General features: G+C 40.2%; 21 protein-coding genes and 2 pseudogenes. 8 read left to right on the top strand and 15 right to left on the bottom strand.

Annotated elements, in window-relative coordinates:
- Positions 1 to 75: 75 nt before the first annotated feature.
- Entirely contained in the window at positions 76 to 1,263 is a 1,188-nt protein-coding gene (locus tag MY9_RS03050; protein ID WP_014662927.1) for an MFS transporter, read from the top strand.
- Positions 1,264 to 1,424: 161 nt separating this feature from the next.
- Here the strand turns inward: MY9_RS03050 and MY9_RS03045 are convergent, their stop codons facing one another.
- Positions 1,425 to 2,297, bottom strand: a complete 873-nt coding sequence (locus MY9_RS03045; RefSeq protein WP_014662926.1) for a YitT family protein — start codon at positions 2,295 to 2,297, stop codon at positions 1,425 to 1,427.
- A 246-nt stretch (positions 2,298 to 2,543) separates the two neighbouring features.
- On the opposite strand from MY9_RS03045, the gene MY9_RS03040 reads away from it, so the two are divergent.
- Positions 2,544 to 2,873: a winged helix-turn-helix transcriptional regulator gene (locus MY9_RS03040; protein WP_041521251.1), complete on the top strand. Its 330-nt coding sequence runs from the start codon at positions 2,544 to 2,546 to the stop codon at positions 2,871 to 2,873.
- A gap of 82 nt (positions 2,874 to 2,955) precedes the next feature.
- On the top strand, positions 2,956 to 3,528 hold the full coding sequence (locus MY9_RS03035) for an alpha/beta hydrolase (protein ID WP_014662924.1): 573 nt from the start codon (positions 2,956 to 2,958) through the stop codon (positions 3,526 to 3,528).
- A gap of 37 nt (positions 3,529 to 3,565) precedes the next feature.
- Here MY9_RS03035 and MY9_RS03030 read toward each other — a convergent pair whose 3' ends face one another.
- Together MY9_RS03030 and pdxR are read right to left on the bottom strand one after the other, a co-directional pair.
- On the bottom strand, positions 3,566 to 3,991 hold the full coding sequence (locus MY9_RS03030) for a MaoC family dehydratase (protein ID WP_014662923.1): 426 nt from the start codon (positions 3,989 to 3,991) through the stop codon (positions 3,566 to 3,568).
- A 176-nt stretch (positions 3,992 to 4,167) separates the two neighbouring features.
- Positions 4,168 to 5,559: a MocR-like pyridoxine biosynthesis transcription factor PdxR gene (gene pdxR / locus MY9_RS03025; protein ID WP_041521250.1), complete on the bottom strand. Its 1,392-nt coding sequence runs from the start codon at positions 5,557 to 5,559 to the stop codon at positions 4,168 to 4,170.
- 154 nt (positions 5,560 to 5,713) lie between these two features.
- On the opposite strand from pdxR, the gene MY9_RS03020 reads away from it, so the two are divergent.
- Positions 5,714 to 6,577 carry a DMT family transporter gene (locus MY9_RS03020; RefSeq protein WP_014662921.1) on the top strand — a complete coding sequence of 288 codons (864 nt, stop codon included), beginning with the start codon at positions 5,714 to 5,716 and terminating at the stop codon, positions 6,575 to 6,577.
- Positions 6,578 to 6,896: 319 nt separating this feature from the next.
- A complete protein-coding gene (locus tag MY9_RS03015) occupies positions 6,897 to 7,556 on the top strand; it encodes a hypothetical protein (RefSeq protein WP_014662920.1) in 660 nt (219 codons plus the stop codon).
- 154 nt (positions 7,557 to 7,710) lie between these two features.
- Here MY9_RS03015 and MY9_RS03010 read toward each other — a convergent pair whose 3' ends face one another.
- The 4 genes from MY9_RS03010 to MY9_RS02995 all read right to left on the bottom strand — a co-directional run bounded on the left by MY9_RS03010 (position 7,711) and on the right by MY9_RS02995 (position 11,858).
- Entirely contained in the window at positions 7,711 to 8,304 is a 594-nt protein-coding gene (locus tag MY9_RS03010) for a YdeI/OmpD-associated family protein (RefSeq protein WP_014662919.1), read from the bottom strand.
- Positions 8,305 to 8,479: 175 nt separating this feature from the next.
- Positions 8,480 to 8,848: a hypothetical protein gene (locus MY9_RS03005; protein ID WP_014662918.1), complete on the bottom strand. Its 369-nt coding sequence runs from the start codon at positions 8,846 to 8,848 to the stop codon at positions 8,480 to 8,482.
- Positions 8,849 to 9,060: 212 nt separating this feature from the next.
- A complete protein-coding gene (locus tag MY9_RS03000; RefSeq protein WP_014662917.1) occupies positions 9,061 to 10,356 on the bottom strand; it encodes an MFS transporter in 1,296 nt (431 codons plus the stop codon).
- A gap of 113 nt (positions 10,357 to 10,469) precedes the next feature.
- On the bottom strand, positions 10,470 to 11,858 hold the full coding sequence (locus MY9_RS02995) for an aminotransferase-like domain-containing protein (RefSeq protein WP_041521249.1): 1,389 nt from the start codon (positions 11,856 to 11,858) through the stop codon (positions 10,470 to 10,472).
- 225 nt (positions 11,859 to 12,083) lie between these two features.
- Here MY9_RS02995 and MY9_RS02990 point away from each other — a divergent pair, with 225 nt between their 5' ends.
- Positions 12,084 to 12,956, top strand: a complete 873-nt coding sequence (locus tag MY9_RS02990; RefSeq protein WP_014662915.1) for an AraC family transcriptional regulator — start codon at positions 12,084 to 12,086, stop codon at positions 12,954 to 12,956.
- A 172-nt stretch (positions 12,957 to 13,128) separates the two neighbouring features.
- Here the strand turns inward: MY9_RS02990 and MY9_RS02985 are convergent, their stop codons facing one another.
- On the bottom strand, positions 13,129 to 14,055 hold the full coding sequence (locus MY9_RS02985) for a DMT family transporter (RefSeq protein ID WP_014662914.1): 927 nt from the start codon (positions 14,053 to 14,055) through the stop codon (positions 13,129 to 13,131).
- Positions 14,056 to 14,168: 113 nt separating this feature from the next.
- On the opposite strand from MY9_RS02985, the gene MY9_RS02980 reads away from it, so the two are divergent.
- Complete coding sequence (locus tag MY9_RS02980) at positions 14,169 to 15,050, top strand: AraC family transcriptional regulator (RefSeq protein WP_014662913.1); 882 nt, start codon at positions 14,169 to 14,171, stop codon at positions 15,048 to 15,050.
- A gap of 241 nt (positions 15,051 to 15,291) precedes the next feature.
- Complete coding sequence (locus MY9_RS02975) at positions 15,292 to 16,176, top strand: DMT family transporter (RefSeq protein WP_041521248.1); 885 nt, start codon at positions 15,292 to 15,294, stop codon at positions 16,174 to 16,176.
- Positions 16,177 to 16,376: 200 nt separating this feature from the next.
- Here the strand turns inward: MY9_RS02975 and cspC are convergent, their stop codons facing one another.
- The 7 genes and pseudogenes from cspC to MY9_RS02950 all read right to left on the bottom strand — a co-directional run bounded on the left by cspC (position 16,377) and on the right by MY9_RS02950 (position 24,108).
- On the bottom strand, positions 16,377 to 16,577 hold the full coding sequence (gene cspC / locus MY9_RS02970; protein WP_014662910.1) for a cold shock protein CspC: 201 nt from the start codon (positions 16,575 to 16,577) through the stop codon (positions 16,377 to 16,379).
- 406 nt (positions 16,578 to 16,983) lie between these two features.
- Positions 16,984 to 17,553 (bottom strand): class D sortase, encoded by a 570-nt coding sequence (locus tag MY9_RS02965; RefSeq protein ID WP_081483664.1) that lies wholly within the window; start codon positions 17,551 to 17,553, stop codon positions 16,984 to 16,986.
- Positions 17,554 to 17,562: 9 nt separating this feature from the next.
- Positions 17,563 to 17,769, bottom strand: coding sequence for an LPXTG cell wall anchor domain-containing protein (locus MY9_RS22080; RefSeq protein ID WP_443110885.1), 207 nt, complete (start codon positions 17,767 to 17,769; stop codon positions 17,563 to 17,565).
- 81 nt (positions 17,770 to 17,850) lie between these two features.
- A pseudogene (locus MY9_RS22075) lies at positions 17,851 to 18,903 on the bottom strand (isopeptide-forming domain-containing fimbrial protein); the annotation flags it as partial.
- 123 nt (positions 18,904 to 19,026) lie between these two features.
- A pseudogene (locus tag MY9_RS22070) lies at positions 19,027 to 21,795 on the bottom strand (isopeptide-forming domain-containing fimbrial protein); the annotation flags it as partial.
- A gap of 950 nt (positions 21,796 to 22,745) precedes the next feature.
- Entirely contained in the window at positions 22,746 to 23,264 is a 519-nt protein-coding gene (locus MY9_RS02955; protein WP_014662906.1) for a LysE family translocator, read from the bottom strand.
- A gap of 211 nt (positions 23,265 to 23,475) precedes the next feature.
- Positions 23,476 to 24,108, bottom strand: coding sequence for an MOSC domain-containing protein (locus MY9_RS02950; protein ID WP_014662905.1), 633 nt, complete (start codon positions 24,106 to 24,108; stop codon positions 23,476 to 23,478).
- Positions 24,109 to 24,121 lie beyond the last annotated feature (13 nt).

The following is a 24,121-nucleotide window of genomic DNA, read 5'->3' as shown; positions in this document are numbered from 1 at the left end:
AACGTTCAGTTTAGAAAATAACATGAGAGAAGTCATGATTACACTCAAAAACCACTTAAAAAGGAGTTCATTCTTATGGCTAATGGAAACAAACAAGCAGGTCAGAAGATCTCGCCCAGTTTAACCCTTCTTCTCGCAACGGCATGCGGTATCATTGTTGCTAATCTTTACTATGCACAACCCTTGGTCGGATTAATTAGTAAGGCAATTGGACTTTCTCCAAGCAGTGCTGGATTGATTGTCACACTAACCCAAATCGGATACGTTGCCGGCTTACTATTTCTTGTCCCTTTAGGAGATATTATCGAAAACAAAAAACTTGTCGTTGCATCGCTCCTGCTAAGCGCAGCGGCTTTGACACTAACAGCATTTGTGAAGCATGGAGCACTGTTTTTAGCAGCTTCATTTTTCATCGGATTGGGGTCAATCGCAGCCCAGGTGCTTGTTCCATTTGCATCATACCTTGCATCAGACGCTGCACGAGGCCGGGTTGTTGGCAATGTCATGAGTGGCTTATTACTCGGTATTATGCTTTCTCGGCCGATATCCAGTCTAGTCGCTGATATTTGGGGGTGGAATGCAATATTTGCTTTGTCTGCCGTGGTAAGTGTTGCCCTGGCCATCTTATTATCAAAAGTGCTTCCTGCCAGAAAACCAACAGCCAAAACAAACTATACGGCATTACTCGGTTCAATGTGGAAGCTGCTGCGCACGACTCCAGTCTTACGCCGCCGTGCCATCTATCATGGATTTGTATTTGGAGCTTTCAGCTTGTTTTGGACGACTGTTCCTTTATTATTGTCCGGTCCTGCTTTTCATTTTTCTCAGAAGGCAATAGCACTCTACGCATTGGTAGGCATTGCGGGTGCAGTCGCTGCACCAATAGGCGGCCGTCTGGCTGATCGCGGCTTGACCCGGATTGCCACTGGAATCGCTCTCGGTATTGTCATTGTCTCTTTATTACTGCCGCTCATGATTCAGAGCAGCTCCCCCTTCGGCATAACAGTTCTAGTGGCTGCCGCTATTCTGTTAGATATGGGCGTATCTGCAAACCTTGTGCTCAGTCAACGTGCCATTTTTTCGTTGGCGCCTGAAATTCGCAGTCGATTAAACGGATTATTCATGGCAATCTTCTTTCTAGGCGGTGCTATAGGGTCATCTATTGGAGGATGGGCATATGCCACAGGCGGGTGGAGTACAGCATTATGGATTGGTATCGCTTTTCCGGTCATCGCTTCGCTTTATTTCGCCACAGAGAAATAATCTTTCACCAAAATGGCTTATTTTTGGCAGAAAAAATACCAAGGGTTTTGACACCCTTGGTATTTCTATAATTCAGACCTTTACGGTTACACCCTCAAGCCCTCAAAAAGTGTTTTTGATTATATTTATCGGCGGCATGTCAGTTAAAGTCATTCTTTTTTCTAATGATGATTGAGATTTCTAAAATTGCTGCCCTTCACTTCAGCTACATCATACACGGTAACAAAGGCAGTTTTATCAATATCATTAATAATTTCCTTTAGTTTGGTCTCTTCTAAGCGGTTGATGACACATGTGATTTCTTTAAATTTCTCGTGGGAAAAACCCCCGTAAGCTTCTTTATATGTGGCGCTTCGGCCTAATTGTTCACGTATTGTCTCTACCATTAATGCGGGTTCTGTTGTAATGATTTGGAAGGTTTTGGACCCGCTTAAACCTTCCTCAACAACATGAATCACTTTGGATGCAATGTAGTAAGCAATGACTGAAAGCAATGCCCCTTGTAAGCCAAATACTGTGGAAACAAAAATAAACACAAAAAGGTTTAAGAATAGGATGAGATCGCTCGTTCCAAACGGCAGTTTTCGGGATAGCAGCACAGCAAGCATGTCAATGCCATCTAATGCGCCGCCATTACGCAGCGCCAGCCCCATTCCGAATCCAAGGATAATCCCGCCGACAACGGTAATTAACAAGGTATCTCCTTCTATGATAGCGGGTGTGTGGTGGAAAAAGCTTGTCCCCGCGGCAAGCGATATGATTCCGATAATTGATAATAATGCAAAGCTTTTCCCAATTTGCTTATATCCTAACCAGACAAATGGAATATTGATAACCGCAATCAAAATCCCCAGCGGCAAGTTGAAGAGCTGTGAACCAACGATGCTAAGACCCGTCACCCCTCCATCGGATACACTGTTTGGAATGAGTACTGTTTCTAGTCCATATGCCGCTATGATTCCTCCAATGATAACCATGATGATTTGGAAAATCATTTTCGCTTTAAATTTCTTATGTTTTTTGGGTGTATTCATACCATTCCTCATTTCTCTTATATTTCGTTATATTTAAATATACCATAATAGTTATTTTCAGCTAAAAACATGCGTTTTTTAAAATAAAGTAATTAACAGTAAGGTAACCCTCTTTGAATGAGAACATTCATGTACGCGGCCGAGAGAACTTGCCCCCTCAGATTTACCCGCCAGGCCCTTCAAACCTCAACACCGAAAATCCTGGTTTATTCTGATATGATACTTAAAAAAGGAGGGTTAATGACAATGAATAATCTTTGCCGCAGTAAACAAGCCCCGTTTGAATACACCTTATCTCTTATAGGGGGAAAATGGAAAATGAGAATTCTCTATGAGTTAGGGTGTGAAAAAACGATGAGATACGGCGAGCTGAAAAGGGCTATGCCCTCCATTACCCATAAAATGTTAAGCGCACAGCTTAAAGAGCTGCAAACTGACAGCCTTATTCATCGGTCTGAGGTTTCTCAAACACCTCTGAAGGTAGAGTATTCGTTATCTGACAGAGGGCTGTCTTTGTATCCCCTTATAGATGAAATGTGTAAGTGGGGAATGGCACAAGGAATGCCTCATACGTAAAAGCTACTTACAAAAAAGTGCGTACTTGTTTCCCAATGAGAGGAATTTTATACTGAATGAAAATATTTCTTAGGAGGAAAAAATGACAAAACAAGTCTATATCATTCATGGCTACAGAGCCTCCTCAACAAATCATTGGTTCCCTTGGCTGAAAAAACGTCTGCTCGCGGATGGGGTCCAAGCAGACATTTTAAACATGCCTAATCCGCTCCAGCCAAAACTTGAGGATTGGCTGGATACACTCTCTTTATATCAGCACACTTTACACGAAAATACGTATTTGGTTGCGCACAGCTTAGGGTGCCCCGCCATTTTGAGATTTTTAGAACATATTCAATTACGAAAACAGCTTGGCGGAATCATCCTTGTTTCCGGCTTTGCCAAATCGTTGCCCACTTTACAGATGCTAGATGAATTTACACAGGGATCGTTTGATCATCAAAAAATCATCGAGTCCGCGAAGCACCGTGCTGTCATTGCTTCTAAGGACGACCAAATTGTGCCTTTTTCATTCAGCAAGGATCTGGTACAACAAATTGACGCTGCGTTATATGAAGTTCAGCACGGAGGTCATTTTCTAGAAGATGAGGGATTTACTTCTTTGCCTATTGTTTATGATGTTTTAACCTCTTATTTTTCAAAAGAAACTTGCTAAAATCTTTCGCCTGCTTTAGGAAAGCGGGCTTTCTGAGTTATCGTTTTATCAATACGGATAATTCACCTTCAAATACTTTTTCTTCTTTTTGATTATAAGTAGATAATAATACAGTAAGAATTCCCAATTCATTTCTCTTTGGCTGCTTATCAATAACCTCAACAATTGTAAACAATTCATCATCCGGATATACGGGTTTTATGAATGTCATATGATTCATCTCTGTTCCGGCTATAATATCGTCTCCATAGAAGCCTTCTTCAATCCAAAGTTTAAAAGATATGGCCAGTGTTTGTATGCCCGAAGCGATAATTCCATTAAATCTGCCTTTATTCGCTTTTTCTTCATCTACATGCATATACTGAGGGTCAAATTCACCCGCAAACCGCATAATATCATCTTTTGTTACTTTTAATGATTTCGTTTTGAAAATCTGGCCAATTGTAAACTCATCTAACTTCATTCTTACACCTCTATTTTTTCATTATCTATGTTTAGTTTAGCACTGTGATGAGCAAATCAAAAACTCTGGTTTTCGTTTAAGAGAATGGAATGACGCAAGGCTTATCATAGACTGGAAACTGAACAGCTCTCAACACTTAATCGTCACTTGGGTTTTTCGCAAAACTGAAAGCTCCCTCATATCTCCCAAGCGAGTTTGAGTTTTTTTATGCCTTCTCTTATGTCTGATTCAGACACCCCTGCAAATCCAAGTGAGATCCTTTTTACAGGAGGATGATGTTGATAAGAAGGAGAAACAGGATAAACTTTTACGCCATGTTTTTTCGCCTTCTCAATTAACTCTTTTTCACCAAATGGCAAATAAACGTCAAGTAAGATACGAAGTCCAGAGTTTTCTCCGCGAATCCTGACATGCTCTCCTAACTCCCTTTGCACTGCCTCTAATACAATGGCTCTTTTTTTACGGTAAAGTTTTCTCATTCTGTTGATGTGTTTTTGCCACTCTCCATTTTTTATAAATTCAGCTAGCGTTAGCTGACTGTGGCAGGACACCGTTTGCTTATATAAGGACGTGATTTCATGGCCCTTTTTTAAAAGAGGCGAAGGAAGAATCATATAACTGATACGCAGCGAGGGTAAAAGAGACTTAGAAAAAGTGCCCATATAAATGACGCGGTTATGCTGATCAAGCCCCTGCAGAGAAGGAACCGGCTGTCCTGTGTACCTAAATTCCCCGTCATAGTCATCCTCTATGATAAAGGATTGATTTTCAGCCGCCCATTTGAGGAGCTGAATTCTTCTATTGATCGTCATGATTGTTCCCAGCGTAAATTGATGGGAAGGTGTGACATATACAAGATTTGGCTGCTGTTCTTTGATCTTCTTTATACAGATTCCTTCATCATCGACTGGTATTGGAACAATCTTCATGCGATTGGCTTCAAAAATCTTGCGTGCTCTTGGATAACCAGGGTCCTCATATCCTATAGAAATATTCGGCTCAAAAACTTGGCACAAGATTTGCAGAAGAATAGGGTTCCCGGCACCTATAATCACTTGTTCAGGGGCACAATGAACTCCCCGAGATTGATACAGGTACTCTGCAATGAGTGTTCTCAGCTCAAACTCTCCTAACACATGTCCAGGCCGATAAAGCTCGTGTCCATATCGGTCCAAACTATTGACCATGCTTTTTCTCCATGCGGAAAAAGGGAAGTAAGAAGAATCTACATTTCCATAGTGAAAATCAATCCATTGTTTGCTTTCTTCTGTTTCTTGTTGAATGGGTGCTGCGCTTGGCATTCTGCCATAGGCAAAATCAGAATTATGATAATCAGCAAACCACCCGCTTCTTGGCTTGCTCACTATATAACCCTCAGCAGCAAGCTGTTCATAGGCACGTTCTACAGTCGTTTGACTGATGGAAAGCTGATTCGCCAGGAGCCTTTTTGAAGGAAGCTTCATTCCTTTTTGAATACGGCCCTGATGCATATTTTCTTTAAAATACCGATAAAGCTGTTGATAAAGCGGACTATCCAGATTTCTATTCAAAAAAGGCGTGATATCCATTTGCACGTTGTTCTCCTAACTGGTATGCATTTTTTTATGAAAACTGGCCGTTTAAAAAAGGCCAATTCCAGTTTATAGTCATTGTAATCCTTAGCTACCGGCTTTGTTAAGAAAATACAGACAATGAACAAGAAACATATGTGGAGTGATTATAATGAACAAAACAACAAATGGCTGGATAAATGGTTTTATAGGCGTACTCATTTTCAGCGGCTCGCTGCCTGCGACCCGTATGGCTGTGTTAGACTTCGATCCGTTATTTCTCACCGTTTGCCGTGCTGCGATAGCTGGTGTACTGGCGGGAGGTCTCCTTCTCATCTTCCGGCAGCAGCATCCTGCCAAAAGAGACCTCATTTCATTGTTAGTGGTCGCGTTCGGCGTAGTGATTGGTTTCCCGTTGCTGACAGCTTTAGCGCTTCAGCATGTCACATCCGCACACGCCATTGTCTTCATTGGACTCCTTCCACTCGCAACGGCGGTTTTCGGCGTACTGCGCGGGGGTGAACGCCCTCGGCCCGTCTTCTGGATTTTCTCAGCTGCCGGCAGCTTGCTGGTAGCAGGTTTCGCCCTGATTCAAGGGGGAGGTTCATCTCCGCTTGGCGATGTGTACATGCTGGCTTCCATCGTTGTATGCGGTCTTGGTTATGCAGAAGGGGCCAAGCTTTCACGGCGTCTTGGGAATTGGCAGGTGATCTCATGGGCACTCGTCCTGTCGCTTCCTCTTATGCTGCCATTGTCGTTCTTTTTTACACCGGATTCCTGGTCGGGCATCGGCGTTCCCGCGCTGCTCAGTCTTGCATATGTATCCTTATTCAGCATGCTGATCGGCTTCGTGTTCTGGTATCGAGGTCTTGCCCAAGGGGGGATTGCGGCGGTTGGGCAGCTCCAGCTTCTCCAGCCTTTTTTTGGATTGCTGCTTGCCTCAGTGATTCTGCACGAGAAAGTGGGCTGGACACTCGTAGCAGTAAATATCGCCGTTATCATGTGCGTTGCTGCTGCTCGGCGATTTGCAAAGTAAAGGCAGACCTTTAAGCATAAACTTCAAAAATGCATGAAGGCATAAAAATACCAAGGGCCAGCAACCCTTGGTATTTTGTATGCGGTCGAGGCGGATAAGGCATATCGTATTTGTTTTGCATTTATATCCCACTCTACATTCAAAACCTGAAGAAAAAGGGGCAAAACTTCTTAAGAATTCTTAAGTTTTGGCGATGCTATTTAAGATTGTTTCCTCTTCTTAAACCGTTTTCAATAACATCCTATCTATTCCATGGTAATATTTAGATACATCAATTTATATAGGAAGCTGGCCTGAGTTAATGGAGAGGAATGAAAGAATGAAGAAACACAGAAAGATTTGTTATTGCAATACTGCCCTGCTGCTCATGATTTTACTTGCTGGATGTACGGGCAGTAAGGATGAAGAAGCACAACAACCTTCAAATCAAGCTTCTGCTGTACAATCTGACGAAAAACACACTGAGACTGAAGACAGCACCAAAATACGCAAGGATGAAGCAGAGCCAACAACAGGATCAGAAGAACCCGCAACAAAAGCTTCAAATGAGACCACTTCAGAAGAAGAGAAAAGCAAAGAAGACAATGTATTGGCAGCATACTCTTCTGAGAAAATCGAATATGCCAGAGTTTGGCTTCAACTTGGACCCAATCAAGAGATAGATGAATTACATGTTCGGCATATTTCAGCTGGTGAGCCAATTAACCCTAATGATTATACAAGTGCTAGCTATCCAGAAGATGTGACCCAGTTAGCAGGTTCTCGTTTAGTGGATGGATCAGTCACTTATCATGGTAATGGGGATGGCACGATTCATGTATACAATGTGCCTTTACGCTGGGATTCCGCTGATAATCTCGAAAAAGGCGTCATGCGGGAAGTGACTGAGAGTATCATAAAAAACACAAAAAAAGTGTACGTTGATACAGGCGATGATGAAAAAATCAAGCGGCTCATTACTATCATGATGATTCATTAAACAGTTTACGTTTGCCTGCACCTGACTAATTCATAATGGGCAGATAAGAAAAAACAAGCATCTTACTATGCTTGTTTTTCTTCTATAGAAACTATCCTATTAAGCTGCGTTTGCCTATATAGTCACTGTTTATCGTCGTTCGAATAGATCATTCCTAATCCTTTAATCCCTTTCCATCGAGAATTTTTTGCACATATTTTTCAACTCTTGATTCTCGGGTTTTGGATTGTTTAGCTTGAGAAAAATAAAGAGTGTATGCTCTTTGCCGTCCCGGGGTCAATGCTTCAAAAGCAGTTTTCAATTCAGGGATTTCATCGAATTTATTTTGAAGTTCTTCAGGAATGTTCAATTCAATATTGTTGTTAACTTCCACCTTCAAACCCACTTTTTCAACTTCAATGGCTTCTTGAATATAGGCTTTCAAAATGGTTTCCATCTCATTTATTTCCTGAACATTGGTAAACCGAATCTGGCGCGCCGCCTGTACATTCTCCGTTTGTCGAATGAGAATTCCGTGGGCATCCTGTAATAAGGCACCTTTGTGAAACAGAAGCGCACAATATTCTTTAAACCCGTGTATTAAAACGACATTTTTATTATTGTATGTGTAACAAGGATGCATCCACTTAAAATCTTCAGTCAGCTCACAGTCAAGAATGATGGTTCTCAACTTCTCAAATTCTTCCTTCCACTTTTTCGCTTTATCTAAAAAATCATCAACCTTCGGATTCGTTCTGCTATTTGTCATGAAGGAATTCCCCTCTTTCCAGGCATTTTTAGTTAAGGCTAATTGGTCCCTCGTGTTTTTGACATCTCGGTGTTTATTTTATTCTTCTATATGTTCCTGCTCTTATTATGTAATAGATTAAGCTGAAAGTGGAGATGATGCAACAACATAAAAAGAGAAGGCCCATATAGCCTTCTCACCTTGTTTTGTTCCCAATACATAAAGTCACTGCAACACTAGCTATACTGACTAAAGTGCCTGCAATAGAAACCATAATTGTCCAAAAACCATTGGGAATAAGAAATCCAATTGGAATGAGCCCCAGAAAAGTGAAAACGATAAAACATTGGTATACCCCTGATATGATTCTTACAACCCCGTTATCGAAAAAAGACATGGCTAATGGCGGGATAAATAAAAATACAACGATCCCAATTGAGATCAATAAGATAATAGGCTGCTCAAATGAAACGACGTGATCTCCAGGGGAATCTTTGGCAGCCACTAAAACCGCAACGATGGACATCATTAATGTAACAAAAACAAGAGAAATTCTTTTTAACAACGTTATGACTCCTTCACCTAAAGCGAGTATTCCGGCCTTTTTTTAACGCTGATTACCATTTTATGTTACCTAATGAAAGGTATGCATTCATATGTCACAGCGATAAGTCATATTTAGCAAAATGGCTTATTTAACTCATATTTGGTTAGAATATTAAACGACTCACAAACCTTTATCTAACAATATAACAAATTAATGGAATTTAAACAATCCTACACCTTAGCAGCCCTAGACCATACCACCACCGGAATGAGTAATAAGGACAAAATCCCTCCAGTAAGTGATAATGCGAGGAAACTTGAACCTGCCACAATCATTCCAGATAATGCTCCGCCAGCAGCTCCTGACAAGGCAATCAGAACATCCACTGTCCCCTGTGTTTTAGCTCGTGTGGCAGTATCAGTTGAATCTACAATAAGGGCAGTCCCGCTTATCAAACCAAAATTCCACCCTAATCCAAGTAAAGAAAGAGCAATGACGAGAAAAACCATAGAATCACCTGGAGCAAATGCTGCTATTACACCTGACAGAAGAAGCGTCGTTCCAGAAGCAATCGCCATCGCAGTACGTCCCAGCTTATCAACAAGGGCACCTGTAACCAGTGAAGGGAGATACATAGCACCTATATGAAAACCAATAACAAGACCGACAGCACCCAAACTATGCCCATGATGACTCATATGAACCGGTGTCATTGTCATAATAGCCACCATTACAATTTGAGTAAGAATCATAACGGTTGCCCCAACGATGATGCCTTTTTTGTTTTCTGTATGCTCAGCAGCCGCCACATGTCCTTTATTACCAGGCTCTACATTTGCCGCTTCTATTGTTCTTGCTATAACTAAAGGATCTGGACGAAGCATGATGAAAAGGACTGCACCTGCTAACATATATGCTGCTGCGGCTAAAATGAACGGACCAGCAAGTGAAGGAACACCAATAGAAAGAGCAAAATCACCCATCACATTCACTAAACTTGGACCCGCCACTGCACCAAATGTAGTAAAAACCATTGTCATACTAACAGCTGTCGCTCGCTGCTTATGATTTGCTAAGTCTGTGCCTGCATAACGGGCTTGTAAATTTGTGGCTGTTCCTGCACCATAAATAAGCAATGAAGCAAATAACAAGAAAATACTATTTAAAATTGCTGCCATCAACACTCCTATTGCTCCAAGTCCGCCAATCATAAAGCCAGCTGAAAGACCTGTGCGACGGCCGTAACGTTGAGAAAGCCTGCCAACAATGAATGCGGATCCTGCTGACCCTAAAGTAAATAAAGCAGAAGGCAGACCCGCAAACGCATCGGTGCCTAGCATTTGCTGTGCAATAAGCGCACCGACAGTCACCCCTGCCGCCAGCCCCGCACCGCCAAAAATTTGTGAGATACTCACAACGAATAATGTACGCTTGTATAACGATTTTTGTTTTTCTGGGGAATTGATGTAGCTTTGTAACGAAGCTGTATGGACGTCTATTGCTTTTACGCTGTCCTTGTCTGCCATATTCTGACCTTCCTTTCTAAAAGCCTAAATTTATATAAACCTTCCTCTAGATGTGGATCATCATAACATGCACAAAAAAGCCATACAATGTCATAATTGTATGGCAAACAATATTAGGTAAGACCGTCTAGCAAACGTTTTAAGATCATTAATCCTTGCTCAAGCTCTTCAAGTGTTTTCGGTGCACAGACAGAAATCCTTACAGCTCTTTCAGGACAACTATTTCCCACTACAAAGCGTTCAGCCGCATACACTTGCACGCCATGTCGCGCAGCCAACTCTTCAAATTCGGCACCAGTCATTTTACCCGGTAACAACAACCAACGAAAAATGCCTGTTTCAATGCCTAAACATGTATATCCCGCAACATATCGGTTTACGAGTTGATTTCTGCGAATGGTTTGTTCACGATGACGCTCAATTAAGACTTCAAATTGATTTGATACAATCGTGCGAGCAGTAAGTTCAGCTAATAGCGGGGAAACGGTTATATTAAAATTATAAAGCGCCTTTGATATTGGCTCCTTATATTGTCTCGGCACTGCTACATAAGCCAAACGCAGGCCTGGCGCTAACGATTTTGATAAACTTGCAATATGAATAACCTGTTGCGGTGCGAATGAAGCGAGTGCCGGAAGCGGATGTTTGTTAAGAAGATGGTACGATGCATCTTCAATAACAAACAGATTATATTTCTTTGCAATATCTGCAACCATTCTTCGATTCTCAACAGACATAAAGGAAGTCGTCGGATTATGATAATCCGGGATTAAATACAAACCTTTAATATTTTCGTTTTTACACGCATATTCAAGTGACTCCGGACTCATTTCATCGTTTTCTGATTTTATCGGTACAATTTGCACACTAAGCAATGATGCAACAGTTTTTAAGCCAGGGTACGTATGATGGTCAACACCGATGCGGTCTCCAGGCTTACAAAGACTCGCCAATGTTGCAGCAATCGCATTTTGCCCTCCATTTGCAAATAAAATGTGATCAACGGATGTTTCAAATCCGCCTCTTTGGATGAGCTTTACAGCTGCATCTTTTTGCCAAAGGCTTTCACCTGCCCGGCCGTAGCTAAACCATTTTTCATAATCCTCCTCCTGAACCATGTTTTTCAGCTGGTGTAACAAGGGCTCATATGAAGCGTGATCTGGAAGTATTGCTCCCATTTCAATTAAATGTGTCGGCTTTGTATCCTCAAGTAAATACGCATTCGATAACGCATCATACGATACAAATGTGCCGCTCCCTACAGTCGCACTCAGCAGCCCCTTTAACTCACACACTTTAAACGCTTTGGAAATCGTACTCACATTTAAATCTAAATAATCGGCCAATTCTCGCTGCGGAGGAAGTTTTGTTCCAGGTAATAATACTCCGTTTATAATATCCTGTTCCAATTGCCCTGCAATTGCTTTATAAATAGGCTTTTCAGCTTTATCAATCGATGGCTTCCAGCTCATCGGATAGTTTTCAAAAGAATTGATAGGCATGATTCGCATCCTTTTTCCCTCAATTATAGGAATGTGCTGCTTATAAGACAATTATAACTTTCTTTTATTGATGCCTTTTGTGAACAGCATGCTTCAATAAAACCTGTACAAATACAAGTGAATCACTTACTTTATTTCATATAAGTCATCCTGCAAAACTGTGCATAGAATGTCGGATAGATACATTTCACTCCTGTTATTCTTTGGTTAAAGGAGGCCAAATAAATGGATTTGCTTAAAAGTATGAACAGGGCATTACAGTATATTGAAGAAAACCTCACTCATGATATTGATTTTAAAGAAGCAGCAAAGCTTGCTTTCTGCTCTGAATATCATTTTAAAAGGATGTTTTCCTTCCTTGCAGGTATTTCATTATCGGAATATATTCGTCGCAGACGACTTACTCTTGCAGCTTTTGAACTGAAAGACAGCCATGCAAAAGTGATTGATATCGCAATCAAGTACGGTTATAACTCACCAGATTCTTTTACACGGGCATTCCAAAACTTACATGGCGTAAACCCATCAAAAGCCAGGCTTAATGGCCATTCGCTTAAAGCTTATCCAAAAATGACCTTCCAATTATCAATCAAAGGAGGAAGTGAAATGAACTATCGCATTGAAGAAAAAGAGGCATTTCGCATTGTTGGGATTACAAAAAGAGTTCCTATTATTTTCAAAGGAATTCACCCGGAAATTGCAGCTATGTGGGAAAGATTAGATGAAGAAGCAATAAGTGAACTAAAAGCGATTTCTAATGTAGCACCATTAGGGCTCATTAGCGCATCCACAAATTTTTCTGAAGGTCGGGCGGAGGAAAAAGGAGAACTTGATCATTATATTGGTGCAGCTACAACAAAGCAGTGTCCAAATCACCTTTCACAGCTAGAAGTTCCTGCCTCAACATGGGCGGTATTCGAAGCCATCGGATCATTTCCGGATACACTGCAAGAAGTGTGGGGACGCATTTATTCCGAATGGTTTCCATCGTCAAATTACGAACAAATAGAAGGCCCGGAAATACTGTGGAATGAGCATAAGGATGTAACATCACCATCATTTAAAAGTGAAATTTGGATACCAATTGCAAAAAAATAATACGGTTTTCGATCAGGGAAGAGGCATTGAAGGTTCTTGAAGAAATCATACCAAGGGCGGCAATCCCCTTGGTATCCCTGATGCAGCCGAGAGGGCTCAAACTCCACCAGTGTTTTTCATTGCTGGACCGTTCAAGCCCTTATATATCCCGATTTGCATGATTCCTAATCTTTCATATCGACTTTTTACTCTGCATAGAAGTCTCTTTATTTAAAGCCAATATTAAAGTTATCCCAATAATACAGAAAGCACCGACCCATTGAAAAAAACCAAATGGCGCTTTTAACCAAACGACAGTTGTTACAACTGCTGATAGAGGCTCTAGACTGCCAAGCAGGCTTGTTTCTTTGGGAGAAAGGCTTTCCAAGCTTTTTATGAAGAACCAAAACGCAATCATTGTTCCAAATAATATCACGAATAAGATATATGCATACGCTTCAACGGGTAAACGCTGAAAATCCAGCTGCCATGGCGGGTGGATAAAGCTCAATGCAACACCGCCGATCATCATTGCCCACCCCACTACAACAAGAGAATCAAATTTATGTAATAAACCAACGGCATATAAAGTATAAAAAGCTGCCGCGAACCCTGATAAAACTCCCCATACTACTGCAGCTGCCGGCACTGAAAGTTGAGACGTTGACCCATTTGTTAACAAAAAGAAGCAACCCGCTAAAGCAAGTACAACAGTAATGCTATCTTGTTTAGTAAGAACAGTTTGTTTTCGCACAAGCGAGTAGATAATAACGATTACTGGGGATAAATATTGCAATAATGTAGCAACGGCAGCATTCCCGTGTTGAATGGATGCCATATATGTGTACTGCACAGCAAGCATTCCCAATAAGCCGAAAATAAGAAGCTGACCAGCTGACGCTTTGTTTTTCCAAACCCCAATAACCTGAGACCGGTCCTTTCTGAACAATTGAAGCATTAAAAGTAGCATTCCAGCCGTAAGCAAACGTGTCGTTACAAGCCAATTGACATCAATTTGATAGTCTTGAAAAAGTTTTTTAGCTACCGTGCCTCCAATTCCCCAACATGTAGCCCCTGTTATAACATAGAACAATCCCATTCCTCTTTTGGAAGTATTCATACATGACTCCTCACTAATAAATATAATAATAGTGTTATGATAAATGCATACCTTTATAAAAAATACTCAAATATAATAAAAAAATATAAATATATTGAGGTGGGGATGTCCAAATGAAGAATTTTGTGATCGATCAAAATTTAAAAGAATTAACAGAGCACCGGACGGTAGAATTACCGGTTGCCTGTTACGAGACAAGGATCAATCAAAATATAAATGGCTATATTCCGCTTCATTGGCATGATGAAATTCAATTTGTTTTGGTACTAAAAGGGATAGCTGTCTTTCAAATAAATGAAGAAAAAATAGTGGTTAAAGAAGGGGATGGATTATTTATCAATAGTGGCTGCCTGCACATGGCAGAAGAAAAGGATGGCTCGGATTGTACGTATATTTGCTTAAATGTGTCACCCCATTTCGTTTTATCTCAAGAACTTTATTCAAGCTATGTTCAGCCCTATATGTTTTCAACCAATTTATCCTATTTATATTTGGACGGAAATCAACATTGGGCAAAAAACATTCTTGAAGCTGTAAAAAAAATAAATCAATTGATTCAACAAAAGACATCACTTTATGAGATTGACATTACCATGCAATTAACGTTAATGTGGAAAAACCTGGTCATTAATGGCTTTCAATTGGAGTACGATCAATCTGAAATGATAAAAAGCCATCGAATGAAACAAATGTTAAATTGGATCCATCTCCATTATGCTGAAAAAATTACATTAGAGGATATCGCAAAAGCTGGCCAACTGAGCCGTTCTGAATGCTGCCGTTATTTTAAACGAATGCTGAATCAAACGCCATTACGTTATGTAATGGATTATCGAATTCAAAAAAGCTTATTATTACTCCAGCACCCTGACTCCAATGTGACAGAAGTGTCTTATCAAGTTGGATTTAACAGTACCAGTTATTTCATAAGTAAATTTCAACAAGCGATGAAAATGACACCATTAACATACAAAAAAATTCATACGAAGCATTAATTTATAAAGTTTAGAAATGGGGTTCCTGTTAATGGTACCCTTTAAAGTGTTTACGGTTTTAAAAACGGCATTGTATAATGAGAAACAACTTAAAAATCGAGGTGATATCAACATGTTTTTAGCTCCACTATTTGAAAATGATGTTCCAGTAGCACTTCTCCGCCCTTAATGGAGTAAAGTGACTACTTCTCTCCGTTAGGGCATGTAATGACCTAATTTTAAATACGGAGGGAACAAAAAAATGAAAAATACCTTGTTAGGTTCTATATATTTAGCTTTAGCCGCTAGTATCTGGGGTGGCATGTATGTTGTGGTTAAGGTTGTTGTCGCAGTGATTCCGCCTTTTGAATTGGTTTGGATGAGGTACGTCATCGCCATCCTTGCACTTCTTATCATTGGTTTCATAAAGAGACAATCTTGGAAAATTCATAAACGCGACCTTTTATTAATAATTGCCATTGGAATTGTTGGCAACACGATTTCAATTGTTACACAAGAATATGGAACGATGTTGTCTTCAGCACAAATGGGAGCAATTATTACGTCTTCAACACCAGCGTTTATGGTTATATTCGCTCGTCTATTACTCAAGGAACCATTGACTATCAAAAAAGGAATCTCAATTATTTTAGCGACCATAGGTGTATTATGTATTGTGGGAAACGGACATATTGATACATCTCATCAGCTTGGCGGTATTTCTCTGCTTGTTGCAGCACTTACATGGGCACTTATGTCAGTGCTGATCAAACGCGTTCCAAGCAGTTATTCACCTATACTTGTTACAACGTATTCAACTTTTGTTGCCATTGTGGCGCTAACTCCTTTTGTAAAACCTAGCACGATTTTCACATCCCAGCTGCTTGACCCTAAAATTCTAGGTGGTCTTCTGTATTTGGGAATTGTTTCAACAGCTTGTGCCTTTTTATTGTGGAATCGCGGGTTACAATTATTAAACGCTTCAAGTGGAGGCCTCTTTTTCTTTTTTCAGCCTCTGGTTGGAACATTACTTGGGTGGCTTCTGCTGGGAGAACAAATAGGCGGGACATTTTGGATAGGTTCGTTTTTAATTCTTAGCGGTGTTTTATTAGTGATTAAAGAGAAAGAAAAACAAGTGAATTCATAACCCCAAAAAAGCAAACTATTTTATATAGTTTGCTTTTGGTTTCTTTCCCCCTATTTCTTCAACTTTGAAGTTTTACCTCTTCTATTACCTTGTACCATCTCCTACTCGAACGTTGAGCAGGTTTTTTATTGATTATTTTACAGAGAACATAAAAAAAACAGGCCCTCTATAAAGAGCCTGTTTGTATAAACGATTGAAGATTAAGCTTTTTGAACGTTAGCAGCTTGAGCTCCACGAGCACCTTGCTCAACGTCAAAAGTTACTTTTTGACCTTCGTCTAAAGATTTGAATCCGTCACTTTGGATTGCAGAAAAGTGTACGAATACGTCGTCTCCATTATCGCGTTCGATAAAGCCAAAACCTTTTTCTGCATTAAACCATTTAACTGTACCTTGTTCCATTTTTGTTGCCTCCTAGTGTGTAACCACACATTGTGTTACTATCCTTGCCCAAGTAACATCAAGACGAAAAGTCAATCTTCATACTATCCTTTACACCGAACAAAAATAATTCTTCTTTATTATATCAAGAGTCGGAAATAACTGCAAATTAATATTGACAGCATTATTTGTTAAACTTGACTCAAATCATCTTTCTTGGCTTTATGAGGACATTCACCCCAATCGCAATATGGTGTTCTAGCCCTCTTTATTTTTGACACTCAAAAATCATTCCATATGTTACATTAGCTCGTTGCGACAGGCTTTTGTCTTCATTTATCGGAGAGACTTTTGCTATACACTGCCTAATGATAAAAAGGCTGACGAACAATTTTCGTCAGCCTAATCTTTGATATTCCAGATTTTCTCAAATCCGTTTTCCATAAATAATATATCGTTTCGGTGCATTGCCGATATACGAAAATGGATAACACGTAGTTAGAATGAGCTCCTCTTTGTTATGCTGCAGCGTAATAATGGAAGTATCATTTTTATCGACAATTTTCATATTCTCAATCTTATACTGAAAACTTCCATATGGCAGCAGAATCTTTAATTGATCACCTTTTTTTAGTTCCCCTGTCCGGCGAAAGACGGTATCCCGATGTCCCGATAACACAATTTGTCCGTTTTCATTTGGATAATAACTTTCCTTGTAGTGCCCGACGCCCTTTTCCAAATCATCTGCGTCTGTACCCTCTACAATCGGAAGTTCTGCGTTTATTTTAGGAATCTCAAGAACACCGACAGCTTCCCCGACCTTGGGTTTAAAAGTGTCCTTCTCCTTGCTTTTTTTGGTTTCAGGATGCCCTGCTTCCAGCTTGGCTTCTTCTAAAGCTTCAGCTGTCTTTTGATTGGTATCCACCACTTTCCAGCCCCCATACCCTATGAAAATGAGTCCGGCAGCTATGATGAACAAAGGAAACGCTTTTTTTATGATTTGCATTTAGGCATTTCTTTTCCTTCTAAAATACCAGAGGGCAGATCCAATTAACAATAATCCAAAACCAAAAAGAAGAATATTATAATGATTTGTCGCCGTATCTGGAAGCTCTTTTCCGGCATTGGTCTTTTCACCTGTTTTTTCTGGCGTTGGTTTGCTTGGCTTAGCAGGTTCATTTGGTTTCTCAGAGCCTTTCGATACAACATTCATTTCTGCTTTTGGCTTATCAGGATTATCAATACCGCTGCCATTTACAGTTGCCACGTTTGTAATCGTTTTGCCTGCAAATCCCGACTCGATTTTTGCTTGGAATGTTACAGTCCGCCACTCAGTGTCAGTGACATCGCCAAAGTTAGCAGTAACCTTGCCATCCTTGAACGTTGCTTCTCCGCCGTTGCTCGCTTTCAAGCTGCCCTCGACATACTTCAATCCTGCTGGAAGATCATCTGAAATCACCAGATTTTCTACTTTACCGTCGGATACTGTATTTCGGGTTTTAATGGTGTAGACTACCGTATCCCCTGCTTCATACTTTTCCTTATCTGCATCCAAGTTCTTCACTGTTTTTTCAGATTCTAAAACAGGATTTCGCGGATATACCTTCACTTCATGGCTCGGTTTGTCAGGGGTCTTGATATTGTCACTGCTGATGTTTGCAGTGTTAACGATATCTTTACCTGCTTGACCAGACTTCACTTTTGCTTCAAATGTTACAGAGTGCCATTTCGTATCGGTCACATTGCCAAACTCTCCTGACGTCTTACCGTCGGCATAATATCCATGATCATCGTCTTGATCATCACTTACTGCTGTACCATCCACTTTCAATGTCCCTGCAACATATTCTAATCCTTCCGGAAGAGAATCCGAGATGACAAGATTTTTGACAAGGCTGTCATCAACCGTGTTCCGGGTTTGAATTGTGTAAAGAAGCGTGTCGCCAGATTCCGGATGGTCCTCATCTTTATTTCCATCAGCTATTTCCTTAATGGAGGCTGTTTTCTTTGATTCCAGCTTAGGATCTTTCGGGTCAACTTTGATGTCTGTTCCTGGTTTATCTGGTGTGTCGATGTTGCCGCCGTCAACGGTTGCCACGTTTTTAATCGTTTTTTCCGCATATCCGGACTCAATTTTCGCTTGGAATGTCACAGTACGCCACTCAGTATCAGTCACGTCACCAAAGTTAGCTGTGATTTTGCCGTCCTTGATGGTTGCTTCTCCACCGTTACTCGCTTTCAAGCTGCCTTCGACATACTTCAATCCGGCTGGAAGTTTATCTGAGATAACAAGATCAGTTACTTTACTGTCTGCTACTGTATTTCTTGTTTTGATCGTGTAAACAACCGTATCTCCCGCTTCATATTTACCTTTATCTGAATCGAGATTTTTTACTGACTTTTCTGATTTCAAAACTGGATCTTTCGGAGAAACCTTGACCTCTTGGCTTGGTGTATCCGGTTTATCAGTATTGTCACCGCTAATGCTAGCCGTATTGACAATATTTTTGTCTGCTTGACCTGATTTTACTTTCGCTTCAAAGGTAACAGTATGCCATTCCGTATCAGTCACATCGCCAAACTGGCTTGATACTTTGCCGTCTGTCACGTCACCTTTATCATCATCACGGGCATCACTGACTTCTTTATTATCTACTTTTAGTGTGCCAGGAACATATTCTAAGCCTGCCGGCAGTTTATCTGTGATGACAAGATCAGTTACTTTACTGTCCTTAACTGTATTTCTTGTTTTGATCGTGTAAACAACCGTATCTCCTACTTCATACTTCTCTTTATCGGAATCCAGATTCTTTGCTGTCTTTTCTGACTCTAACACTGGATTTCTTGGAGAAACTTTAACTTCATGGCTTGGTTTGTCTGGTTTATCAACATTGTCACCTGTGACGCTGGCAGTATTCACAATTTTCTGATCAGTTTGCCCAGCTTTCACTTTCACTTCAAAGGTAACAGTATGCCATTCTGTATCAGTCACATCACCAATTTGACCCGACACTTTGCCGTCTGTCATATTACCTTTATCATCATCTTGGGCGTCGCTGACGGCTTTATTGTCTACTTTTAGAGTTCCAGAAACATATTCTAGTCCCTCTGGAAGTTCATCTGAGATGACAAGGTTTTTCACCAGACTATCCTCAACTATGTTTCTTGTCTGGATTGTATAAAGAAGGGTATCTCCCACTTGTATCTGATTCTCTTCTTTATTGCCCTCTGCTTTTGCTTGAATACTCGATGTTTTCTTTGACTCTAAGTCAGGGTTCCTAGGGTAAATTGCGACTTCATGATTCGGCTTATCCGGAGTCTCGAGATTACTGCCGGTAACACTAGCCGTATTTTGAATTGTTTCGCCAGCTTGGCCAGCTTTCACTTTCGCTTCAAATGTAACTGTATGCCATTCTGTATCAGTCACATCACCAATTTGACCTGACACTTTGCCGTCTGTCATATCGCCTTTATCATCATCTTGGGCGTCGCTGACTGCTGTGCCGTCTACTTTTAAAGAACCCGAAACGTATTCTAATCCATCCGGAAGTTTATCTGAAATGACGAGATCTTTCAGCAGACTGTCCTCGATTGTGTTTCTCGTTTCGATTGTATAAAGAAGGGTATCTCCTACTTCTGGATGTTTCTCATCTTTATTGCCCTCTGCTTTTTCCTGAAGACTTGCGGTTTTCTTCGATTCTACATCCGGCTTTCTTGGATAAATCTCAGTATCATTGCTTGGCTTATCTGGTGTCTCGATGTTACTGCCAGAAACGGTAGCCGTGTTCTTAATCGTTTCACCAGCTTGACCAGCTTTTACTTTCACCTCAAAGGTAACGTTATGCCATTCTGTATCAGTCACATCGCCAATTTGGCCTGACACTTTGCCATCTGTTACGTCACCTTTGTCATCGTCTTGGTCATCGCTGACTGCTGTACCGTCTACTTTCAGAGTGCCTGGAACATATTCCAATCCATCTGGTATCGCATCTGAGATTGTAAGAGCTTTTACCTCACTGTCTTCTTCTGTATTTCGTGTTTGTATTGTGTAAAGAAGCGTGTCTCCTACTTCTGGGTGATCAGGATATTTGTTTCCTTCCACTTTTTCCTTAATTGCTGCTGTTTTCTTTGATTCTAAAGCAGGGTTCCTAGGATAAACTTTAACTTCATTATTTGGCTTATCCGGTGTTTGGATATTATCTCCTGAAATGCTTGCCGTATTGATAATATCCTTTCCTGCCTGACCAGGCTTCACTTTCACTTCAAAGGTCACATTGTGCCACTCAGTATCGGTTACATTACCAATCTGTCCTGACACTTTGCCATCAGTATATTGTCCTTTGTCGTTATCCTGATCATCACTGACAGAGGCACCGTCTACTTTTAGTGAGCCCGGAACATAGTCTAAGCCTTCCGGCACCGTATCCGAAATGGCAAGGTTTTTCACTTGACTGTCTTCAACAGTATTTCGGGTTTGAATCGTGTAAAGAAGGGTATCTCCCACTTCTGGGTGATCTGCATCTTGGTTTCCTTCCGCTTTTGCCTTAATAGCAGAGGTTTTCTTTGATTCAAGTACAGGATCTTTAAAAACAACCGGAGTTGTTACTTCGTTTGATTCGGTTTTTTTGCTTGTATTCGTTAATAAACTGTCATAGTTTATTTGCGCTTTGTTAGAAATTTCCTTACCGACATAACCTGTCTTGGCTTTCACTTTAAACTGTACAGTCATCCCATTAGGCAAGTTGTTCGTGTTAGGTAAATCTCCTAATGTAATATTTACTTTATTGCCATCGAAATTGCCTCCATCACCATCGGATGCATCAGTTAAATTCTTTGTTGTCGAACCGTTAATTAATTTTAATGATCCAGGAACATATTCAGTTCCCTCTGGAATTGCATCGGAAAAGCTTGCATCAGCAGCAACGTCTCCGCCTTCGTTTTTGATTTGAACCGCGTATGTAAGCTCATCCCCGGGTTGTACCTCTCCCTGTGGTGAAACTGTCTTATTTGCAGTCACACATGGTTCTGTTCCAAGGAAAATATCATCCAAAAAGTTGCCGGCTCCTATATTTCCAGACGCTGTACTTACAGCTTCAAAACCGAATCGTGTTGTCGTTTGGCCTGCTGGGACAGTATAAGAACCTGTATGAGTTCCCCATGCAGTTCTTCCATCAGAAAATTGTTTTTGAACCACCGTACTGTATGGATTGCTAGTAGCTGCCCCAATACGAACCTGCATGGTGTCAACACCTTGTCGTCCCATATGGGATAAACGCCAATAAATCGTTTGTCCAGGCGTTGTTTTCACGTCTTGATACAACATGCCATTTTCAAAAGCGTTTAATTCAGCCCAGCGATTGCCATCCGGAGGTGCTGGCCAATTTTTCACAACAGCCGGAATATTCTGTGCATAGTTCCATATTTCAATTGCCTTATCAGTAGTTTTCCAACCAGGAACTTCAGACTCATAGTAATAAAGACCCGAACCATCATATGCAGATCCTCTTGCAGCACCTTGTTCAAAGCTTCCGTTAATCAACGCAACAGGAGCTGGGCAAGTAGTATCTGCACTTTGAGTTACCTCTGTATTATCTTCAGCATGAATATGATTCGGCAAAACAGTCAACACATTGCCAGCAACCAATAACAAGATTGCAAAAATCATTAGGGTTTTCCTAAGATTCAGTATGTAAGATTTAGGCACAAAGCCCTTTCTCATAAACTCTCACTCCCAATATTTAATTTTTTTATGAAACTACCTCCCGATAAATTTGCATTAATCGGAATATTCGTTCTTTATATGACCTCCTCTCGAATTAAATATATATAACAAATACACCTTTTACAAGGTGACAAAATATTCATATATTTGACACAAAATAAGGTTACATTACAAAAAACATCAAGTATTTGTCGTAATTTGTAAAGGGTATTTAGTACTTTTTTGTTTGAATTTTCTTGAATTCCTAGTTATGAGCGTTTTGTGCATATAACTCTCATATGTGCCAAATCGTGCTTGTTAAAAGCAGGGGGTAAGAAGAAGAACATGCCATTGCTTCAACATCATCAATATAGAGAGATTTGATTACTCTGATGCAAAAACCAAAAAAAGATACCATATAGTTTGGTATCTTTTTTAGTAGTTCAAGTCCCTCAATATTGTAAAAGAATCATACCTTTTCCAGAAAATCATTTATGACTAACCATCAACTTACAGCCAAGAGCAATAAATACTGTTCCAGATACTTTATTGAGAATATGATTGAATTTTTTGTTGTCTTTAAGTGTTTTTGTAGCCATCGTTGAAAAATACGTTACTAAGATGTACCACAATAAGGCTATAACAGCGAAGATGCTTCCTAAAATAAGAAATGACAATGACACAGTCGACCCTGATGTTGATGCAAACTGAGGCAAAAACGATAAATAGAACAGAATGTTTTTAGGGTTAGCGAGGTTAGCGATATTTGTAATAACCCCCTGGATATAATGTTTTTTAAGCGTCTCATTAGCTGTATCCTTTAAAGTTATTCCGTCACTTTTCTTAAGAAGTGCTTTCATTCCAATGTAGATCAAATATAGCCCACCTACTATTTTTATAGCAGTAAACAGAACAACCGACTTCGCTAAGATAATGGATAATCCGACAGTAGCAAGTAGTGTGAACAAAAGCGCCGGTAGCAATTCCAGCAGATGCAGCAAAACCACTAGCTCTGCCGTTCGAGATGCTTCTGCTTAATACAAACACAGCGTCTATGCCTGGAGCAGCTATAAAAACAAATGATGACAATACAAACAAAAAAAGATCATGAATTCCAAACATAAATTTCAACTCCTAAAATTCCACATTTCATCTAGTCAAATTTCAATAACTAAATGTCAATGAACCAACTTTTTTGCACAACTCCATGCTAAAAACTCACAACAGTTTTAAAAATCTTTTCCGCCAATCCTCTGCGAGAGCATCGATTTCCAATATTTGTTCAATTGATTTTTTATCCTCTTTTTGATGAAACAGAACTTGCGTGGCAGAAAGTACAGATATGTCACATGGGTCCTTTTCAACAAGCTCTATGTCTGAATGAGACTCAATCGTTCCTTCTTGGAGCACCCGAAAAAAATAGCCGGTTAAACATGTTTCAACCACTTTCTTCAGAAAATCTCTCTCTTCATTGTATTTCGATATAGTTGCACATGGCACTCTTCCTTGTGTTACTTGAATGATGGTACCACCTATTCTATACACATCACCTATACAAACCTGTTCTTCCAACATGCCTGTTGCAGTAATGTTTTCTCCAAAAATAGGCGGAGTCATTTTTTTGTTAAACATTCGTTCCCAATACACATAATGCTCAAATGGATATAAACATACTGCTCGATCAGCGCCGCCGTGAAATTTGTGGTTTGCAACATCATCACCAACAATGCCGGCTTTTTTCAGCTCAATAGATGATACAGTCGACTTACCTATCGCGGACATTTCTTTTCGATGATTCCAATCATATTCCTTAGGTTTTCCAACAGCTAAATGAATGATTTGTCTATTCATGATACCCCTTCAA

The sequence above is a fragment of the Bacillus sp. JS genome, from assembly GCF_000259365.1.
GTDB lineage: Bacteria > Bacillota > Bacilli > Bacillales > Bacillaceae > Bacillus > Bacillus stercoris.
This window is presented reverse-complemented; position numbering and strand designations above follow the sequence as displayed.

Coding starts and splice junctions, on each gene's coding strand:
- MY9_RS02985 (WP_014662914.1), bottom strand. CDS start 14,055: ATGAATACTTCCAAAAGAGGAATGGGATTGTTCTATGTTATAACAGGG.
- pdxR (WP_041521250.1), bottom strand. CDS start 5,559: ATGGATATCACGCCTTTTTTGAATAGAAATCTGGATAGTCCGCTTTAT.
- MY9_RS02980 (WP_014662913.1), top strand. CDS start 14,169: ATGAAGAATTTTGTGATCGATCAAAATTTAAAAGAATTAACAGAGCAC.
- MY9_RS03035 (WP_014662924.1), top strand. CDS start 2,956: ATGACAAAACAAGTCTATATCATTCATGGCTACAGAGCCTCCTCAACA.
- MY9_RS03050 (WP_014662927.1), top strand. CDS start 76: ATGGCTAATGGAAACAAACAAGCAGGTCAGAAGATCTCGCCCAGTTTA.
- MY9_RS02990 (WP_014662915.1), top strand. CDS start 12,084: ATGGATTTGCTTAAAAGTATGAACAGGGCATTACAGTATATTGAAGAA.
- MY9_RS03000 (WP_014662917.1), bottom strand. CDS start 10,356: ATGGCAGACAAGGACAGCGTAAAAGCAATAGACGTCCATACAGCTTCG.
- MY9_RS03010 (WP_014662919.1), bottom strand. CDS start 8,304: ATGACAAATAGCAGAACGAATCCGAAGGTTGATGATTTTTTAGATAAA.
- MY9_RS03020 (WP_014662921.1), top strand. CDS start 5,714: ATGAACAAAACAACAAATGGCTGGATAAATGGTTTTATAGGCGTACTC.
- MY9_RS02950 (WP_014662905.1), bottom strand. CDS start 24,108: ATGAATAGACAAATCATTCATTTAGCTGTTGGAAAACCTAAGGAATAT.
- MY9_RS02975 (WP_041521248.1), top strand. CDS start 15,292: ATGAAAAATACCTTGTTAGGTTCTATATATTTAGCTTTAGCCGCTAGT.
- MY9_RS03030 (WP_014662923.1), bottom strand. CDS start 3,991: ATGAAGTTAGATGAGTTTACAATTGGCCAGATTTTCAAAACGAAATCA.
- cspC (WP_014662910.1), bottom strand. CDS start 16,577: ATGGAACAAGGTACAGTTAAATGGTTTAATGCAGAAAAAGGTTTTGGC.
- MY9_RS03040 (WP_041521251.1), top strand. CDS start 2,544: ATGAATAATCTTTGCCGCAGTAAACAAGCCCCGTTTGAATACACCTTA.
- MY9_RS03015 (WP_014662920.1), top strand. CDS start 6,897: ATGAAGAAACACAGAAAGATTTGTTATTGCAATACTGCCCTGCTGCTC.
- MY9_RS22080 (WP_443110885.1), bottom strand. CDS start 17,769: ATGAATGTTGTATCGAAAGGCTCTGAGAAACCAAATGAACCTGCTAAG.
- MY9_RS02995 (WP_041521249.1), bottom strand. CDS start 11,858: ATGCCTATCAATTCTTTTGAAAACTATCCGATGAGCTGGAAGCCATCG.
- MY9_RS03045 (WP_014662926.1), bottom strand. CDS start 2,297: ATGAATACACCCAAAAAACATAAGAAATTTAAAGCGAAAATGATTTTC.